Source organism: Alphaproteobacteria bacterium, assembly GCA_037200005.1.
Lineage (GTDB): Bacteria > Pseudomonadota > Alphaproteobacteria > UBA9219 > RFNS01 > JBBCGY01.
Map to the genome: position 1 here is coordinate 1,731,521 of JBBCGY010000001.1, position 18,873 is coordinate 1,750,393.

Here is an 18,873-nt window from a genome sequence, read left to right on the forward strand (position 1 = left end):
ATCAGGGTGAGACCGGTTCAATGGTTACATTGCGGATAATCCACGCTGCGACGCGGGGATCATTATCGCCGAGAGGCGAGGCAACGCCATCGGTTTCGAGACTGATTTCGGCAAGCTGGGCGGCCGGCACATCGACAATCCTCTCAAATACAGCACGATCGCTGCCTTTCTGCAGCGTAATTATTTGGTTCGAGCCGTCATGCTTGACGATACGAAGCGTTAAGGCGCGGCCATTGCGCATGCCATATTCAAAACGCAATTTTGTCTGTTCCGCTCCCTTGGGAATGGAGAGAGGCTGCAGCTTAAAGTTTATTTTACGTTCCACCCAATGCCACCAGTTCTGGCCATCGCTCTCGCGACCATGCGCGCCGGTTACCGCCGCAATCCGGATTAATCCATGGGTCAGCAAGGTATTTTTCAAAACATAATCGGCGAATCCGTAGCCCCATCTCGAAACATTATAATCCGTCATCTCGAGAATAATGATGTCGCTTGCCGCGACATCTTCCGCCAGTTCGGCGCGCACCGCGGCCTCGTCCGTCGTGACATCTTCGAAACTCTTCTTGCCGTTCATGCGATCATCGACCAGGCGTTCGCGAAAATAGCCGGACATGACCATGCGGGAATAAATATTCGTCTCCTCGAGCGCATAGCGCATCTGGTCGGAAAAACTGTCGCCGATGAAGACGATGCTCGGCCGCCACGCTATTTCCCGCAGCGGCACGAGGGACGGATAAATGGTAGGCCGCAGCAAACCGGCATCAGACCAGATATTGAGCAAATTATAACCGTCAACGTCGATCATATGAGGCGCGCCAAGCTGCGGAGCGCCGCAATCAAGTTTCGGCATCGCGGGAAACTGGCGCTGCCGGCTCTGATCGAGAAGTTGGGCCGCGATCATGCAGCCGGCGTAATAATTCCAGTGAACCCCGGATGCGGAATGCGTTTCCAATCCCGACGTCTCGACGAATTTGCGCAGTTCCGGCCCGGAATCAATAACGTTGACGCCGACGGATTTGATGGCATTGCCGAAACTCGCCGCGCGATTGAAGATATCGGCGCTGCCTCCGGCAAGATAGCGGCTGCCCAGCCCATCCGGATAAACATACGGTTTGCTGCTGGCGATCACGACCGTGAAATATTTCCCCTGCCTCTCGAATACCTTCTGCAATTGAAGCAGCTTCTGCGCTTCCTCCTGGTATTTGCTTTCCAGTTCTTCCTTGTGCGCGATTTCGTTATTGAGGCTATCGAGCGGCATGCTGCTGTATAGGCCGCGCGCCCTGGTGGACAGCAAATGCAATCGGGGCGCTTCGCGGAAAATCCTGAAATTGACTTCGTTGAAGCTTCGTATGAGGGACACCCGGAAGCCCAAATGAACGTCGAAATATTTCTCGGCCCACCGCTGCAAGGATTTGTCGAAAAAACTCTCGATGATGGATGCCGGCCGATCAGGAATTTTATCTGTATAGCCATACAAGGGAGGCGCTTCGGGCGCAAACGGCGCAAGCCATTGCCCCATCGGCAAGGCCAATATGGCTACCACAAGAACGCAAAGCGCACTCTCGGCAAATTTGGAAACGCGGCTCATCGATCAAAACCGGAAATAAAGGAACGGGGTATAATCGGAACTGACGAGCGCCGCCGCCGATATGACAAGGAGCAGCAAACTGGCGACGAATTGCAATCCTGCCGCCCGCAGCCCCCCCGCCGAGGTCACGACTCCGGTCCAGGCCGCCTGTAAAGACTTGGGATACGGACGCCATGATCGGGGCAATGTGGAGCAAGCGAGAAACGACGCCGCTATCATGGTGGCGAGCGCGCGGTTGCCGAAAATCATCCCCCACGGCGGCATATCCGCCACCGCCGAAGTTTTCAGGCCGAACATCGTCCCGATATAGCCTGTGGCATAATTCAGCGAAGGCGAGCGGAAAAACACCCAGCCCACGATTACGATCAAGAGGGTCAGAACGTGACGCAACGCGCCAGGCACAGAGATTCGCGACAAGGCGCTTGAGACAACCGCGCGTTCGAGACTGAGGAAGAAACCGTAATAAGCGCCCCAGGCTACAAAATTCCAGCTCGCGCCATGCCAAATTCCCGAGATGAGAAATACGATCCAAAGATTGGCATAGGTTCGCGCCACGGACAGCCGGTTGCCGCCCAAGGGTATGTATAAATACAGGCGCATCCAGTTTGAAAGAGATATGTGCCACCGGGTCCAGAATTCGGTGACGCTCCGGGAAATATAAGGGCGGTTGAAATTCTCCGGAAATCGGAACCCCATCATGCGGCCCAGCCCGAGAGCCATGTCGGAATAGCCCGAAAAATCAAAATAAATCTGAAGCGTGTAGGCGATGATTCCTCCCCACGCGAACATGAAAGAAGTTTGTCCCGCCGGATAATCGAATATCTTATCGACAACAAGACCCAGCGGATCGGCGATAATCAATTTCTTGGCCAGACCGACGCTAAACCGGAAAAACCCCGCGAGAAACCCTTCCACGGTATGCTTGCGGTCATGAATCTGCTCGCCGATATCGTGATACCGGATAATGGGCCCGGCGATCAATTGCGGAAAGAGGAAGATATACAGCGCGCAATCGAGGAAACCGCGCGGCGGCACGGCGCGGCCCTTATAGCTGTCGACCAGATAGCTGATCCTGTGGAACGTGATAAAGGAAATGCCCAGCAGGAGCGGCATGGAGGGAGCCGACACCTTTATATGCAGCCAGGCTTCAAGGGGCGCGGCAATTTCTGTGACGATAAAATTCAGATATTTAGAAATAATGAGGGCCGTGACGTCAAAACAAACCGCCGCCGCGAGAATCAATTTTTTCCATCGCTGAATTATTCGCGATCGAGGGGCCACCGCAAGCGACACCTTGTAGTCAATGTAGGTGCCGCCAAGAAGGGCGAAAACAAAAATTGGCTCCCCCCAGGCGAAGAAAATCATGCTTCCGGCGAGCGCGACGCAGTTTTTGAAATATATGGAACGGGGAGCCAAGTAATATGCGGCCAGAAACACCGGCAGGAAAATGAACAGGAAGATCGGCGAGGTGAACAGCATCGGATTAATCAGGGTGATAGGGGACTGACGGTCACGTTCCGCACCATCCATGCCGCCAGACGCGGATCGCCGTTGCCCAGAGGCGACGCCGCGCCATCGGTCTCGATGACAAGTGCGGAAAGCTCGAGGGGCGGCACATCGACGATCTTTTCGAATATCTCCGGAACATCGCCTTGGCTTTGCATCTGCGTCTGATAGCGCGAGCCGTCGCGCCGGATCAGGCTCAACGTCAATGCTTGCTTTCCGCGCGTCGAATATTCAAAGCGCAGTTTCGTTCGAGTCGCGCCGCTCGGCATGAACAGGGGCTGCAATCTGAAATTCACCGCCCGCTCCACCCACTGCCACCAGTCGCGGCCATCGCTTTCGCGATCATGCGCCCCCGCCGCGGAGATAAGCCGAACCGTCCCTTGATGCGGCAAAATGCCGGACGGCGACGAGCCCGCCGCCACCGCTTGATCTGATTCGTCGCTCCGTTCCAGAGGCGTAATGTCCATGTCATAGATGTTCCATGCCGCCAGACGCGGATCGCCGCTGCCGAGCGGCGATGCGGCGCTATCGGTTTCGATGCTAATCTCCGCCAGATCGGCGGGGGCCGCATCGAGCACTTCGTCGAATGTCATGGGCGCAGCGCCTTCGCTATACAGCACGCTGTCGCGGCTCAATCCATCGCGCCCGGCGATGCGCAGCGTCAGTGTCTGTTTTCCGCGCGTCAAATATTCGAAGCGTAGCCGCGTCCGGTTCATGCCCTCGGCAATGAACATGGGCTGCAATTTGAAGCTTACCTTGCGCTCGACCCAATGCCACCAGCGTTTTTCATCGCCTTCCCGATTATGAGCGCCCGAGGTCGAGGCGATCCTGACGATGCTGTGAGCCAAGGAACATCTGCCGGCCACCGGACCCGGCTTGAGCCTCACGACCGCATAATAGGGACGCTCGGTCAATTCGACGCATTGCGACGCTTTCAGCGTCTCGATAACGGGCGCAAGCGCCGCCTTGAATTTAATCGTGTACCACGGATTATCCTGTATGGCGTCGAGATATAACAATACGGCGGCATCGGCCTCCTTATATGCCAGAAGATCGAACACCCGGTCCGCAAAGCCGCCATCCACTTCATTCATATGGAATTCGCGCATGGTCTGCGGCCAATGCCTCATGGCCTCCGCGAGATTCTTGTCGCCGCCGATATTATAGGTTCGGATGCCCAGCCGGGACGCGAGATAATTGATCGTAAAGTCGTTCTGATACGGAAGAAACGCCACCATCTCGTCCGGCCGCAAAGAGTTTCTCATCGGCTCCACCAAATCGGAATCGATACGGTGGAATTCATTCCTGTTGGCCATGCTCCTCCGCCATTTTTGACCCACATGAGGCAGATTGAAGAGAATCAAGACCGCCACGACGACGATGGGCAAGAAGGCGTTCGCGCGATTCTGTTTCGCGGCCGCGAGCATGACCAGCGCCCATAATCCGAGAACGCCCAGGGCGGTCCAGCGGCAGCTTGCGCGCATATTCTTGAAACCCGGGACATGCATGGATATCCAGGCCGATCCTGTGGGCGCGACGGCATATTCCCTCGACATTTGCATATCGGGCCGTCCCTCGGGCTTGACCGCGTTGATCTTCAACGATGGCCCCAGCGCCATATATAATCCGAAGAGCGCGACCAGAAGGAATCCTGCGGCCAGCGCTGCCTGCGATCTTACGCGCCACCACGCCCATAAACCCGCGAGAATAACCGGCAGGCAGAACGTCGTTCTCCAGTCATCGACGCCGCCAAAAAATTCCTTCGTAGAACGCGGAACGCTCAGTCCCAGCCAATCAAAGAACCAATGCGAACCGCGCGTGGGAATAAGAAAAAAAACAAGATCGGCGCTAAATTCCCGAAACTCGTCTATTGACGAAGCATCGAATTGCGGTTTCCCCAGATAGGCCGAATATAGCAGATAAGCCGCCGCAAAGCCGCAAAGCCATGCCGGAAAGGCAAAACAGGCAAGATACCGGCGAAGATCGCGAACCCGGATGAAGATGGAAGCTCCCATGATGCCCGTTCCGGCCGCGAACATCACGAAACTGTACCCATCCATGAATACCGAGATAAGGCAAGCGAACATGAATAAGCCGGCATCTCCGCAGATGGCATACAGGTTTTTTTTACGCCGAAGGAAAAGCCGCAAAGCCGTCCAGGCATAAAAGGGCAGCAAGGCGAAGCCCAGCGCCAGCATCGAATAGCCGATATGGCCCCATACAACAGGCATGCTCATCCAAAGCACGGCGCCGAGGATCGCAGTAAACGGCGCGACGTCGAGCATTGTCGCGATCCTATATGCGCCGAAGAAAGCCAGAGCGCTCCAAAGAATGACCATGACGGAATAAGCGTCGGCCGCATGCAGCCCCGCCGCCATGAGCAAGGCCGCAGGCCATGCTCCCGCCAGCCCGAATGAAATCGCCGCGGGTTCTGGAACGCCGAGATTCTTCGCGTAAATCGAAAAAATGGAATCATTCAGGAACGACTGGGAAAAACCCGTCGTCCATACCGCCTGCATTAATGTCGGCGTCCCCATGAACGGAATTGCGCCGTAAAAAGACATGACGAAGCCGAACGCGAGAAGCGCGGCGGCAACTGTCGTTATGACCGATCCTGGGGACTTCCGTCGATGGTTCATCGATTCCTCATAATATATCCGCGTCGCCGGATCGCTTCGCGAAATGGCTGATCGGGCGGTCTAAGATGACATCCGCTTCGCTGCCGGCTCTCAGCCTGAAGCGCACATCCTCCAGCAGCATGCGATTGGCCGCGAGTAGGTCGGCCAGAAAAGCGACAAGGATAGTCTGGAATCCCGCCACCAGCAGCACCGCAGCCAGAATCAGAGACTGCACATGGCCGCCGCCATAGCCATCGAGGGACAGCCATACAAACCGCACACCGATCAAAAAGCCGAGGCCGAATAAAAATCCACCGATCATTCCAAAAAAACGGAAAGGCCGATAGATGACGAAAATACGGATAATGGTGACGATGCTGCGCTTGATATAGGACGGAATGCTTTTAATCAGCCGCGACGGTCGCAAGTCTTCATTGACCCGCACCGGCACCGAGACGATCGCCATGTTTTTCTGTCCCGCCTGGATAATGGTCTCCAGCGTGTAAGTATGGCTATTGAAGACCACCAGCCACTGCGCCGCCTTGCGCGATATGGCGCGAAATCCGCTTGGCGCGTCGGGAATATCGGTTCCGCTCGCGACGCGCACCACCCAGCTTCCAAGCCTCTGAAGCAGCTTTTTCACCGGCGAAAAATGCTCGATCGCGGCAATCGGCCGGGCACCGACGACAATCTCCGCCCGCCGCTCCAGTATCGGGACGGTCAAGGCCGGAATGTCATCCGCGTGGTACTGGTTGTCGGCGTCGGTGTTGACGATCACATCCGCGCCAAGGCGCAAACAGGCATTCAGCCCAGTCATGAAAGCGCGCGCGAGTCCCTGATTCCGGGGATGACGAACCACATGATGCACGCCGTTTTCTTGCGCCACGCGGACGGTGGCGTCATGGCTTCCGTCATCGACCACCAGCCATTCGACGGTCTTGAAGCCCGGAACCTGGCGAGGCAGCGCCGCAAGCGTTATGGCCAGCGTGCCGGCCTCGTTATAGCATGGTATCTGGATGATGAGTTTCATTCTGTCATGCCGGGCTAGGGTGAAACCGGATCGATAGAGACATTCCGTACCGTCCACGCCGCCATGCGCGGATCGCCGCCGCCGAGCGGCGATGCGGCGCCGTCTGTCTCGATGCTCATTTCGGCAAGATCGGCGGGCGGTGTATCGAGAATGGCTTCGAAAGTCACGGACGCGCCGCCATCGCTTGGTATGATATTTTCCTTGATCGTTCCGTCACGTTGCGCGACACGCAATGTCAAATTCTGCTTTCCGCGCGTGGCATATTCAAAACGCAGATGGGTTTTCGTCATATTTCCGGCAACAAATTCCGGCTGCAACATGAAGCTCGCCTTGCGTTCCACCCAATGCCACCAATTTTTTCCATCGCTTTCGCGGTCATGGGCACCCGTTACCGACGTAATTTTAACGAGCCCGCGGCCATCGAAAATGCCGATCCGGAATGGCCCGATTGGCGTAGACTGCTTTAGCCAGCTGTTGTCTCCCATCGGCTCCACCACGCAGCTTCCTGCCGCCAATTCCTGCTTTCTGCGTTTTTCCAGTAGCCTGGGATATATATACCCGTCATCAGTCCAGTCTGATGCGACCGCCCTGTCGTACAGATAAACCATCGCCATCTGCCTGAATTTGTGGTGCTCTCCGCCAAGCGCCAGATAAATCGTCGCGTCGCTCGGACATGCGGCGAGCACCGTATTCCTGAACTCGAGATAGAAGCGATCCATATTCTTCACGCCGCTGTAATAGTCCATAAACGGCCTGGTGCGCGCCACGCCGATCCAGGCGGCGCTGATCATGCCGACTGCGAAAAATGTCATGACCGCGCCATCGAACCATTTGCCGGACAAATTTCCGCGCCGCGGCCGCAAACCCGCGGCCACCATGAGAACCAGCGCCACAGCGAACGGATGCGCCCAATCCGCCAGCTTGAATTGACTCCAGCTTTGCCCCATTCCTTTCGGAAAAGGCGACGGTACGGCATACCGGAAATAAAGAATGCCCGCCGTAAAAACGGCCAGCGCCGCAGCGGCGGGCATGAGCGGTCCGTCTATCGTGGCGCGCCACACAAGACGCATCCTGGCGAGACAAAGCCCCGCTATCAGCGCAACAAGCGCCAAGCCAGCCCCATAGGACAGAGGGCCGGTTTTCCCCCGGCGACGTCCATTGATAGCCGTCCCATGCTCCGCCATGAACGCCGAATGCGTGGGCGAGATAGCCGAGCGGACTCCAATCCACGGGCGACCCGACGACGACACTCGCTTGTCCGCGCAGCGCGGCGTATGTTCGCGCAAGCTCCGTGTTGAGTAACACACCGGCAATCCCCGCCAGCGCAGCGCCGAAGACAAGAGTTTTCTTCCAGGCGCGGAACCGGAAAGCCATCAGGAAGCCGCTGCCGAAAACGGCGGCCAGCATGAAGGGCGCGATCTCGGAATAGGAGAAAATCATTCCTGCGAGAAGCGCGGCACCCGGAAATGCCGTTTTCGCCATGGACGGCCATCGAAGTTCGGCCACAGCGATCCACCGATAGACCGGGCCGAGCATAAAGAGCAGGCCGGCCCCCATCGCCATGCCGACGACTTGCGGCATGAACCCCAGATTGGCGCCGAATACCAGCCCGCCGAGACTGAATGCCGGAAAAGCAAGCAGCGCCAGCCGCACACCGCGTCGCATGGAGCGCAGCGTCCGCGCCAGCGGGAAGCCTATCGCCAGACAGCAGACTGCAATGGCGGCAATGACGACTGCAGGATACACTTCATACGACCAGCGCAAATTGAGCAGCGACTGAAAGAGAGCAAGCAGAAATGACGCGCCCATCCGAAGACCGGCCTGCTGATAGAGCGCTATCTGCGTATTTTGCGGCGTGATCTGGTCATCGGGGATGGCGTCCCCGAACGCATGATCCTGGAGCCATCTGCCGTGGGTCAGATAGGTGAACGCATCATTATGGGAGTTGAATCCTCCGTCGACGAACAGCGGACCAAGCATGCTCGCGCCGCAGGCGATGCCGAAAACGCTGACCATAAGGACGTGATACAGCGCCTGGCCGGCATGGCGCTCGCGGATGAGCAGATAAACCAGCAGCGAGACGGTCATAAGCGGTATGGCGATCGCATTGCCCAGCGGCACGAACCGCCCGGCCAGGCTAGCGATAATCGTTAATGTAGCCAGGCCCAGCACAGGCGCGAGGTAGAAACCGGCCAGGGCTTGTAATTTGTAAGGAAACGCCCTGCTCCATGCGCGGCCGATCAACGTCGCCAGCGAAAGAACGGCGGCGACGGCAGCAAGGCTTGTCCAAAAAATTCCCGGCCCGAAGCTGATCATATGCCCCTGCGCGCAAAATATTTCGCCGCGGCGGCGCGGCTTTCCTGTATGCCCCATTGCATCAGCTTGGTCTGCATGGCGGCGGAGATTTTTCCGTTCCAGCGCCAGGCCGCGCCGATGGAAGAAGCCAGCAGCCTCATGACGAACCAGCGCGGGCGCTCACGCCTGTTAACGCCGCTCTCGACCACGGCATGCGCATAGTTGAATAGCCATCGGTCCGGCACTTTGCCGAAATGCTTCTTGAGCATATCGTTGATTTCTTTGTGGACCTTCACCCTGGCGCCCAGAGTCTTATTGTCGGCATAGAGTCTGGAGCCGGCCAGCTTCTCCTCAAGATAGGCGAAACGCGCGCCTGCCTTGCCCAGCCGCAGCCAGAATTCGTAATCCATGCAATAATTGAGGAATTCGTCGAGCAGCCCGTGCTTTTCCACGACCCGGCGCCGGAAGAATAGTGCCGGCTGGCAAATGAAGCAGGTTTCCTTCAGCCGTTCGAAATCCCAGGGTTCGGAAGGATAGGACTCGAAAGCACGGTCTTCCAGATCGATATGATCGGCCATGCCGTACACCACGTCGATATCGGGGTGCGCGGCGAAGAAGGCGGCAACCCGGGCAAACGCGCCGGGATAATAAATATCATCGGAATTCAGCCAGCCTATGATCTCCCCATCGGTGGCGCGGATGCCTTTATTCACCGCGTCGGTTTGCCCTTTATCCCTTGCGGACACCCAGCGCACCGGCGGACTGAAATTCCTGAGTATGTCGACCGTGCCGTCCGTACTGCCCCCATCGAAAACCACATGCTCTATATCGGCACCCGCCTGATCGGCCACGCTTCGCAATGTGCGTTCGATGAATTGGCCTTGATTGAAAGAAGGTGTCACGACACTGATCTTCATGCGGAAACTTTCTGAGGGAACAATTCGATGCATTCGCCGTCGGCGCGCTCGATGCTGCATCGGTGCAGCATGCCCGAAAGCTCGCGCTGATCGTCGCCGTGTCCCGAATGAGCGGGAACGAACGTCGGCGCAAGCCTGACTTCGTAATATCCGCCTGCGAGTCTCAGCGGCATCGACCAAACCGCATTCGAGCCGCGAACCACTTCAAAGGGAACGCCCCTGGGCTTTCCGTCGAAACTGGCCTGAATTTTAAGGCTGGATTGCGGCAGCCATGCGGGAACGGAGAATTCAATTCTTAAATTTTGCTCGCTGACGGCGGGCGCGACCTGTATATTCAGGGCGGGACCAGCCCAGCCATCGGCATAAGCGCCGGTGAGCATATTCCTGTGCTCTTTGTTTGTCACGGCATACTGAAAGAGGTCCCAATATTCCCTCGCCATGCTCTCCGAGTCTGAAAATTCGGCGGCGCGCTGCCGTCCTGCCTGGATGAATTGCGCGCGCAAGGCTTCGTCTCCCACCAGCGCAACCATCGCTTCGGCAATTTGGGCCGGAATGCGGGGATCGAAAAATATGGCGGCGTGAGCGGCCACTTCGGGAAGCGACGTGGTATTGCTGCAAGCGGCCGGAACGCCCGCGGCCATCGCCTCGATCACCGGCAGGCCAAATCCTTCATAAAGCGAAGGAAACACCACGCCGCCGGAATGGGCCATCAATGCCGCCAGCTCCGCATGCGGCAGATAGCCTGGAAAAAGAATCCGGTCGGCCATATTCATCATGCGGGCCGCGCTCATCAGCCACTTTTGGCGTTCCCCCGGCGCGCCGGTGCAGACCAGCTTGATATCCGGCGGCAGCCCCGCCCGGCAAGCCATGCCAAAGGCCGTGAGCAGAATTTCATGATTTTTATGCTTCCAGAAATTGGCGGGATAAATGAGATACCGCTGCGGCGCGAGGCCAAGGCGGTCCAATACGTTCTTGCCATTCTCCGTCGCCGGCGCCATGCGTTGCGCCATGCGCAAATAGATGGTGCGGATGCGCGCTGGATCGAGGCCTCCATAGGCAATAGCGTCAACGCGCGAATAATCGGAAATCGCCGCCAGAGCGCTCGCCCGTCGGCAAGCCTCCATAAACGCGCGGTCTCGATGGATGATATCCTCGGCAGGAAAGAATTCCGGATAGGCTTTATATTGCAGATCGTAAATCGTGCAAACGGTCGGAATTCCCGGCTCATAATAAGTGGGGGCCGTGAAAGGACAGAACAGCAAATCGGCATTAATATCGCGCAATAACGTAGCCGCGCGGCCACGCTTGAGAGCCGCATTCAAGCTATAACCCAACCGGCCCGCGGCGGCTTTCAGTCTCGCGGGCAAACGGGGCATCACGCGCAGGGCCAAAGCCACTCCGCGACGCCGAAGGGATGTCTGGGCGGGACCGATCGCCATAAGACGCCGCATGTTGGGACGATCCAGCGTCGTTAATTCTTCGTGCGAAGCGGCCTGCGTCAGCAGCACAAACTGCGTCTGAGGCGCCATTTCCGCCAGATGCTGCAGCAATTTGAGCACGAAAATCTTTGCGCCGCCATTCTCGCCGCCGGGGAGTATCGGGGTCAAATCCACCGCAATCGTTCGAAGAGATCTCTGAACCGCTCGATCCACGCCGTTTTGCCAGTTTTTCAGTTCGGGCCAGTCGACCAAGCGCAGCATCCAGCGCATCAGCGGGCGGGCGGATAATGTATTCATGGCCGCTTGCATCGCCTCGATCTGCTTGGCCCGCGCCGCGCAATCGGCTTCCATCTCCCGTAATATCAGGTTCGCCGCCTCGATCTGTTCCTCCCGCGCCGCTCCATGAGATTCGGATGCTCCCAGCATGCGCATCAAACTCTCATTCTGCTCTATCCTCGCATCGCGGTCGGCCTCGGATTCCCGCAGCCTCTGCATAAGCACCCGGTCTCCCGCTTCCTTCAGCGCGCCGGCGAGCGCCTCGATTTCTTCGGCTTGCGCCACGCGGCTGGCTTCCGATTCCCGCAACATATCGGTCAGCGCCTCTATTTGCCGCGACCTCGCCAATCGATCATCCTCCGATTCCTGCAGCATGCGGGTCAATGTCTCGATCTGCCCCGCGCGCGCCGTGCGGTCCGTTTCCGATTCCCGGAGCGTTAAAGCCAGCATTTCGGCTTGGCCCGCCCGCGCGTTCCGATCGGTTTCGGATTCCTGAAGCGCGCCGGTCAGCACTTCGATTTGTTCCGCGCGCATCATGCGGTCCATCTCGGATTCCTTCAGCATGCGGGTTAATGTCTCGATCTGTTCCGCCCGCATTGTGCGATCATCTTCTGATTCCTGCAGCATTTTTATCAAAGGCTTGGCCTCGGATTCTTTCAATATCCTGTTCAGCGTCTCGATTTGCCCGGCCCGCGCCAATCGATCATCTTCCGATTCCCGCAGCATGCGGGTTAAAATCTCGGTCTGCTCCGCGCGCGCCGCGCGGTCAGCCTCCGAATCCCGCAATGCCAGGGTCAGCGTTTCTATTTGTTCCGCCCGCGCCGCACGATCCGCTTCCGATTCCCGCAGCATGCGAGCCAAAGTCTCTATTTGTTCCGCGCGCGCCGTATGATCCTTCTCGGATTTCCGCAACGCCCCGGTGAGAGAATCGATTTGCTCCGCTCGCGCCGCGCGATCGATCTCCGACTCCCGCAGCGTTTGGGCGAGAGATTCAATCTGCTCTTCCCGCACGGCGTGCCTGGCTTCCGATTCCCGCAACAGCCGCGTCAATGTCTTGATCTGCTCCGCGCGCGCCGCGCGATCTTTTTCGGATTCCTGCAATGTCTGCGTTAACGCTTCGATTTGTTCCGTCCGCCTGAAACTAGGGAAAGCATGCTTCATCACATGGCGCAGCGTCGCGCTCAGGGGTTCGGTCCTCGGCGCTCGCATCCCGCGATCAGCCCCGAATTTATGCAGCATCCGCGTGAGCAGCGTGATTTGCTCCGCCCGCGCCGAACGGTCCACTTCGGAGGCTCGCAACATCCTCGTCAAGGTCTCGATCTGCCGGGAACGCGCATACCGGTCGATTTCCGTCTGCCGATGCTCCCGGACCAGATCGACATAAGCCGGCATGGCGCCATGGCTGGAAACGCTTGGATAGATAGCGTCGAAAGCAGGCCCCCGGCTTACATCCATGACCGCCCGATCGTTTCTATACGGCTTGCGAATATGCGGGCCGCCCTTGGCCGAACGCTGGAGGATCGTTTCGTAGACATTCAGGTAACGGCGGGACTGAACCGAAGGGGAAAAATTCTCGACCGCGAATTTCCGAGCGGCCATGGACCAAGCCTTCAGACGTCCGGCATCGCCCAATATATCCGTCATCGATGCGCCCAAGGCGCCGATATCGCCGGCGGGAACCAGCCAGCCGGTCTCGTTATGGCGCACGGCATCGGCAACGCCGCCGGATGAAAAAGCGAGAACCGGAATGCCGCAGGCTTGGGCCTCGAGAACGGTATTGGGCAGATTGTCTTCCAATGACGGAAGAACGAAAAGGTCGGCCGCGATATAGGCCGTGCGAAGCTTTCGCTGATCCTCGATGCGGCCCAGCGACACGATGCGGAGTCCCGTTTCGACCAATTCCCGCGCCGGTTCCCCGAAACAAAGCACCGTCGCGGCCTTTAACGCGGCAGCCGAGGCGGAGTCGTCCAGCCGCGCCTTGAGCGCCTCCATCAGGATCGAGAATCCCTTCCGGCGCTCCGCATGATTATCGGCGCCGAAGAGAATGCACGGAACGGCGGGATCGATGCCCAAGGACCGGCGCGCTTTTTCCTTGTCGCCCGGCGCGAAGATATCGACCGGCACGGCATTGGGGATGGTGAATATCTCGGCGTCACGGAACAGCGAGCTGCGCATGGCGCTTTGCCGCATCCATTCGCTCGGCGCGATCAAGGTCAGGCCGCCGCCATTAAAAGCATGGCGCCGGTCCGCCAGGCGCGCGCCGATCAGATTGTCCGGGTCGGATTCCAGCTGCGGACAGGCCGAACATTGCGCGGTGAAGCCCTCGCAGCCCGCCGTATAATGGCAACCGCCCGTGAAAGCCCATTGATCGTGCAGGGTCCAAACGACGGGACGCTCGGCATGCAACAGCTTGCCGATGGATTCTATGGATAGAAACGACGTAACCCAATGGAGATTGATCACATCGCTTCTGACGATCAGCGGGTGGCGTCCGATATCGATGCCGGGATATCCCAGCGAGAAAAGCGTATTGCTGACCGGGGAGCGGCGCTTGTCGATATATTCCGCCTGGACGGCGCGGGCGATGATATCTTCTTGCACATCCTCGATGTCGGGAACTTCGCCTATGTAAGTATGCGGGTCGTTGCCGGATTTGAACCTCACCAGATGGCGGGACGAAACGCCCGCGGCGCGCAGCGCCTTATGCGTCCGGGTGGCGGCGATTCCCGCGCCGCCGCGAGAGTCATAGGTGCTGACATGCGTGACGGCGATGGATTTCATGGCGCGGCGCCCGCGACCGTGCCGGGCATGCTGGTAAGCGCGCCGATGCGCTCCATGGATATTTTTTCAAGGGATTGGAAATCGAAACAACGATCTTCCGTGCCGGCATCGCGCAGAAATCCGGATATCTTGCCGCCGGCGGTATAATCCACGGCAATGAACGGCGCGCCGATCGTATGGGCGAAGACGACGGAATGGAAACGCATCGACACGCAAAAAGCCGCCGTCGACATGCGCTCGATAATCTCGCTCGGCGACATAGGTTCCATCGGGACGGCGATGCGGTCGCTGCCGATGCGCTTGGCGAGCCTGCGCGCGAAGACCCGGTCGTCATTCCCGATCGGGAAATAATGCATCGCCAGAAGCTCGATGGCATGATCCGGATACTGCTCTAAAAGACGCTGGAGAAAAGCCGCCGTGATGTCTTCGGCCTGGGCGGAGGTCACGGCCTGCGGATATTCCGAGGTCAGCTCGCGCAAGAAGCAGCGGATGACTTTCGAATCTTTTCCCTGCCACCGGATTCCCAGGCCGCGAACATAATCGCGGGCGGGGTCGTCGCGCACGCCGATGGGCTTGGAGATTCCCCAGCCGCGAAGGCGCGCCGCGCTGTCATGATCGCGCACGGAAATCTGCGTCGCCAGGCGGGCGATGGCGATCACGTTATTTTTATATTGCTCGACATTCAGCGGGCCGATGCCGCATCCCTCGACAATGCGGGGACGGCCGCGAGCGGCAAAATAGGAAAATAGCGACGCAATCATTTCCGTCTGCGGAATATCCATGAGCGGCCCCCCCGCCATAATCAGCGCGCCAGCCTCGTCAGCCGCAAATTTCGCCTCTTCGCTGACATAATCGACGACGCTTATCCGCTTGGCAAGACCGTCGGGCAGGTCATGAATCGTCAGGGCCGTATAGCGCGGGAACAGGCTGAGCAGCGTAAATCTGGCGGCGGGATGACGATCGGCATATTGACCGACGATCCCGGCGAGGATGGCGATGTCTCCGGCGGTTTCCGTGCCGTACCAGCCGGCAAGAATAATATGGGTCAGGCTGCCGGGCGCAGCTTCCGCATGCGGCGTTTCAGCCATGGATTCCAGGGCTATCGGCCGCCCATACAATGCGGGCCGGGCCTGCTCCGCCCGGTTGCGCTTCCCGGTTTCCGGAATCGACCATTCCGCGTGATAATCGTGAATGCATGACGGGCAGTGCTTTTCGACGATCTCCGCCCTTTCATGCTCATAGCGCATCAAATCCAGGGAAGGATTATGGCCGAGAGGATGAGGCGCGCCGCGCGGCGCGCAATGGGCAAATCGTCCCTCGCAATCGATATTGATCGCCGTCGCGTTCTGATAGGGACAGCCGACCAGCCGTATGTCCCCGGTCAGGAGGGACAAGATCGAATGATATGTTCTGCGAATTTCTTCGGAAGTTTCATAAAAATGGATCAGATAGTGATAAAATGCGACCAGATGCTTGGTCTCCTGAACATCGAACGAGCGGATTTGCGCATTGGATGAATCGACATAGAGACGGTCGATATGCTCCGCCACCCGGAAGCGCACATGGATATTATTCTCGGCGCCCCAGTCCAACAGATCGTGAAGCCCATACACGTTTTCCTTGACGATGGTGCAGCTGGCGATAACCGGAATGCCCGCGTCGCGCAGCCCGAACAATGTCTCGGTGGCGCGCGCGAATGCGTCTTCCCGACCGCGAACGCGATCATGGACGGCTCCGATTCCGTCGATCGAAACCATGCCGCTGAAGGAAACGCCTTTCGCCGCATAGGCCGCATGCACCTTGGCGAGCATGGGTAACGCGCGCGAAGAACTGAAACCGTTGGTGATAAAACGCCCCTCCCGCAGATTGGGCAGCGCATCGAGGGCGGCTTCGTAGTAACGGTCTAAATCTTCCTTGAGCGTCGGCTCTCCGTTGGCGATGTCCAAGACCTTGACTTCAGTGAACAGGTCATCAGAGAGCATGCGCGCGAACTGTCCGGGGGTAAGTTCCGGGCCGCGCTCGCGCATCCAGATATTGCACATCACGCAACGCGCGTCGCAGACATCATTGACCTGATAATTAATAACCCGCGGCTTCATAGGAGCCGGTAAAATAGGCGCCTTGTCACTCTGCATGTCCGACCGGGACGGCTTATTCATTGCGAGACATCTCAATCAGCGGCCATGGAAGATCAGGGCGCAAATACGTTTATCTGAATTTCAGTAGGCAAGTCCACAAGGCCATGATGCACCAGGAGCGGGCGGCTGGGATCCGGCGGCAACATCGTGAATGCCGCGACCCCGGGAACCTGCACCAGCCTGATTTTCAATTGATCGGCCTCCGCATGGGAGACGCGCTCCATGGCCATGAAACTATCGGCATCCATGGTCGACATGCCGATATCGAAGGTATATTCCCCCTGGGCGATGGTCAGAACGACGCGATGCTCGAAGCGCACGATAGACCCTGGCGCCGCGGGCGGAACGGAGGTTCTGGTTTGAAGCGAGCTTTTGCCATGAAGGATGACCCCCTTTTCCGTGCGAATAACCACGCCGCCGGCGGGAACGCCGGCTTGACTGCCAAAATAATGCTCATGATGAAATACGGCCGTCTCTCCGAAGCGAAAGCTCCTTCGCGGCCGGCCATGAATATCGGTCAAGGCGACGCGCAGGCATCGAGCGTCGCAGGCATTGATTTGAGCTATTCCATCGAGCGGAAACAGCGCCTCGTCCGGAAAAGGCGCATGGGCCGCGTCGCGGACGGGCAAAGGCGGCGTATCGAGAGCGGGGGCGGCATCCGCCTGCGGCATCCGTTCCTGCTGCTCGATAAGATAATATTTCTTGACGGCTTCCGCCGCCGGGCCGTTATGCAGCGCCTGCCCATGATCCAAAAGAATGGCGCGGTCGCAGTGATGCTCGATATCGCCCATCGAATGCGAGACCAGAATAATGGCCGCGCCCTGCTCCCTGAGCTGCTCCAGGCGGCGATAGCATTTCTGCCGGAAGAAAACATCGCCGACGGCGAGCGCCTCGTCGATGATGACGATCGAAGCGTCGATATGCGCCTGCACCGCGAAGGCAAGGCGCAGGAACATGCCGCTGGAATATGTCTTGACCGGCCTATCGATGAATTCGCCGATATCGGCGAATTCGACGATGCGGTCGTAACGCGCTTCGATTTCCTTCTGATTGAGCCCCAGGATGCGGGCGTTCAGAAACACATTGTCCCGGCCGCTATATTCCGGATTGAATCCGCTGCCGAGCTCCAGCAGCGCCGCCACGCGGCCATTGACGCTGACTTCGCCGCTCGTCGGCGCGAGGGTGCCCGCGACGATTTGCAGCAGCGTGCTTTTGCCGCTGCCGTTGCGGCCGATGATGCCCATGGTTTCGCCGCGGCGAAGCTGAAACGATACATTCTCCAAGGCCCGGAATTCGCGGTAATAACGCGGCTCGGCGCGCCCGGCGAAGAAGCCCCGCCCCCCCGCGAACCGGCGCGCGGCCCGATACAGGCGCGGGACAAGCATCTGCTTGAGCCTGTAATGCGGCGCGGCATAGATATCGTAATGCTTGCTCAGATTCCTGGCGTCGACGACGATTTCATCAGAGGACATCGGCGAACCCCCTGCGGGTTTTCTGGAACCACCAATAACCGAGAGAACAGACTGCCGTCCCGGCGGCCAATTGCACCGCCCATGCCTGCCATTCGACGGGATTGCCCCAGAGCATGACATCCCTCAATTGCAAAATAGGCAAAGTCAGCGGATTCCAGGCGATGAGCGCGCGATAAGATTCGGGAAGCGCGTCGATCGGATAAAAAACCGGGCTGAGAAAAAGCAGGACGGTCGTCACGATCCCCATGCCATGGGAAAGGTCGCGCAAATAGACCCCAAGCGAAGCGAACAGCCATGTAAGGCCGAGCGTCAGGAGAATTAGGGGCAAAAGGACGATGGGAATCAGGACGGCCTCGCCTTGGACGGGAACGCCTGCCATAAAACAAAAAACCAGCAGCACGCCCATACTGACCAGAAAATGCAGCAGCGCCGAGCAGAGAATCGTCCAGGGCAGAATCTCGAGGGGGAACACCACCTTCTTGACGTAATTCGGCTGGCTGGTGATCAGCGTCGGCGCGCGATTGAGGCATTCGGCGAAAAGGCCGTGGACGATCATCCCGGAAAATAGCACGATGGCGAACGCCACCTTGCTTTCCGGCCCCGTTCCCCAGCGGGCCTTGAACGCGACGCTGAACACGACGGTGTAAATCGCCAGCATCAGCAGCGGGTGGAACAGCGACCAGGCTACGCCCAGAAACGAGCCTTTGTAACGTCCTATGAAATCACGTTTGACAAGATCCCAAACCAATTCCCGATGACGAATGAGTCCTTTGAACATGGCTGGCTGGGGTTATGGTGGAAGCAATAGAAACG

General features: G+C 58.3%; 11 protein-coding genes. All 11 read right to left on the minus strand.

Going from position 1 to position 18,873, the window contains the following annotated elements; genetic code table 11:
* Window position 1: 1 nt before the first annotated feature.
* The 11 genes from WDO70_09050 to WDO70_09100 all read right to left on the minus strand — a co-directional run bounded on the left by WDO70_09050 (window position 2) and on the right by WDO70_09100 (window position 18,838).
* Window positions 2–1,588 carry a hypothetical protein gene (locus WDO70_09050; protein MEJ0063330.1) on the minus strand — a complete coding sequence of 529 codons (1,587 nt, stop codon included), beginning with the start codon at window positions 1,586–1,588 and terminating at the stop codon, window positions 2–4.
* Window positions 1,589–1,591: 3 nt separating this feature from the next.
* Window positions 1,592–2,701, minus strand: a complete 1,110-nt coding sequence (locus WDO70_09055; GenBank protein ID MEJ0063331.1) for an MBOAT family O-acyltransferase — start codon at window positions 2,699–2,701, stop codon at window positions 1,592–1,594.
* A gap of 374 nt (window positions 2,702–3,075) precedes the next feature.
* A complete protein-coding gene (locus WDO70_09060) occupies window positions 3,076–5,733 on the minus strand; it encodes a hypothetical protein (GenBank protein MEJ0063332.1) in 2,658 nt (885 codons plus the stop codon).
* Window positions 5,734–5,740: 7 nt separating this feature from the next.
* Window positions 5,741–6,742, minus strand: a complete 1,002-nt coding sequence (locus WDO70_09065; protein MEJ0063333.1) for a glycosyltransferase family 2 protein — start codon at window positions 6,740–6,742, stop codon at window positions 5,741–5,743.
* Between the two features lie 14 nt (window positions 6,743–6,756).
* The gene (locus WDO70_09070; GenBank protein ID MEJ0063334.1) at window positions 6,757–7,062 is read right to left on the minus strand and encodes a hypothetical protein; all 306 of its coding nucleotides are present in this window, start codon (window positions 7,060–7,062) and stop codon (window positions 6,757–6,759) included.
* A gap of 244 nt (window positions 7,063–7,306) precedes the next feature.
* Window positions 7,307–9,058 carry a hypothetical protein gene (locus WDO70_09075; GenBank protein ID MEJ0063335.1) on the minus strand — a complete coding sequence of 584 codons (1,752 nt, stop codon included), beginning with the start codon at window positions 9,056–9,058 and terminating at the stop codon, window positions 7,307–7,309.
* Window positions 9,055–9,954 (minus strand): glycosyltransferase family 2 protein, encoded by a 900-nt coding sequence (locus WDO70_09080; protein MEJ0063336.1) that lies wholly within the window; start codon window positions 9,952–9,954, stop codon window positions 9,055–9,057. The genes WDO70_09075 and WDO70_09080 overlap by 4 nt, the downstream gene beginning before the upstream one ends.
* On the minus strand, window positions 9,951–14,450 hold the full coding sequence (locus tag WDO70_09085) for a glycosyltransferase (protein MEJ0063337.1): 4,500 nt from the start codon (window positions 14,448–14,450) through the stop codon (window positions 9,951–9,953). The genes WDO70_09080 and WDO70_09085 overlap by 4 nt, the downstream gene beginning before the upstream one ends.
* Window positions 14,447–16,549: a polysaccharide pyruvyl transferase family protein gene (locus tag WDO70_09090; GenBank protein MEJ0063338.1), complete on the minus strand. Its 2,103-nt coding sequence runs from the start codon at window positions 16,547–16,549 to the stop codon at window positions 14,447–14,449. Before WDO70_09090 ends, WDO70_09085 begins: the two co-directional genes overlap by 4 nt.
* Before the next feature lie 92 nt (window positions 16,550–16,641).
* Entirely contained in the window at window positions 16,642–18,060 is a 1,419-nt protein-coding gene (locus WDO70_09095; protein MEJ0063339.1) for an ABC transporter ATP-binding protein, read from the minus strand.
* On the minus strand, window positions 18,050–18,838 hold the full coding sequence (locus WDO70_09100; GenBank protein MEJ0063340.1) for an ABC transporter permease: 789 nt from the start codon (window positions 18,836–18,838) through the stop codon (window positions 18,050–18,052). The genes WDO70_09095 and WDO70_09100 overlap by 11 nt, the downstream gene beginning before the upstream one ends.
* Between the last annotated feature and the right edge of the window lie 35 nt (window positions 18,839–18,873).

Coding starts and splice junctions, on each gene's coding strand:
- WDO70_09090 (MEJ0063338.1), bottom strand. CDS start 16,549: ATGAAGCCGCGGGTTATTAATTATCAGGTCAATGATGTCTGCGACGCG.
- WDO70_09100 (MEJ0063340.1), bottom strand. CDS start 18,838: ATGTTCAAAGGACTCATTCGTCATCGGGAATTGGTTTGGGATCTTGTC.
- WDO70_09050 (MEJ0063330.1), bottom strand. CDS start 1,588: ATGAGCCGCGTTTCCAAATTTGCCGAGAGTGCGCTTTGCGTTCTTGTG.
- WDO70_09070 (MEJ0063334.1), bottom strand. CDS start 7,062: ATGTTGCAGCCGGAATTTGTTGCCGGAAATATGACGAAAACCCATCTG.
- WDO70_09085 (MEJ0063337.1), bottom strand. CDS start 14,450: ATGAAATCCATCGCCGTCACGCATGTCAGCACCTATGACTCTCGCGGC.
- WDO70_09075 (MEJ0063335.1), bottom strand. CDS start 9,058: ATGATCAGCTTCGGGCCGGGAATTTTTTGGACAAGCCTTGCTGCCGTC.
- WDO70_09060 (MEJ0063332.1), bottom strand. CDS start 5,733: ATGAACCATCGACGGAAGTCCCCAGGATCGGTCATAACGACAGTTGCC.
- WDO70_09080 (MEJ0063336.1), bottom strand. CDS start 9,954: ATGAAGATCAGTGTCGTGACACCTTCTTTCAATCAAGGCCAATTCATC.
- WDO70_09055 (MEJ0063331.1), bottom strand. CDS start 2,701: ATGCCGCTCCTGCTGGGCATTTCCTTTATCACGTTCCACAGGATCAGC.
- WDO70_09095 (MEJ0063339.1), bottom strand. CDS start 18,060: ATGTCCTCTGATGAAATCGTCGTCGACGCCAGGAATCTGAGCAAGCAT.
- WDO70_09065 (MEJ0063333.1), bottom strand. CDS start 6,742: ATGAAACTCATCATCCAGATACCATGCTATAACGAGGCCGGCACGCTG.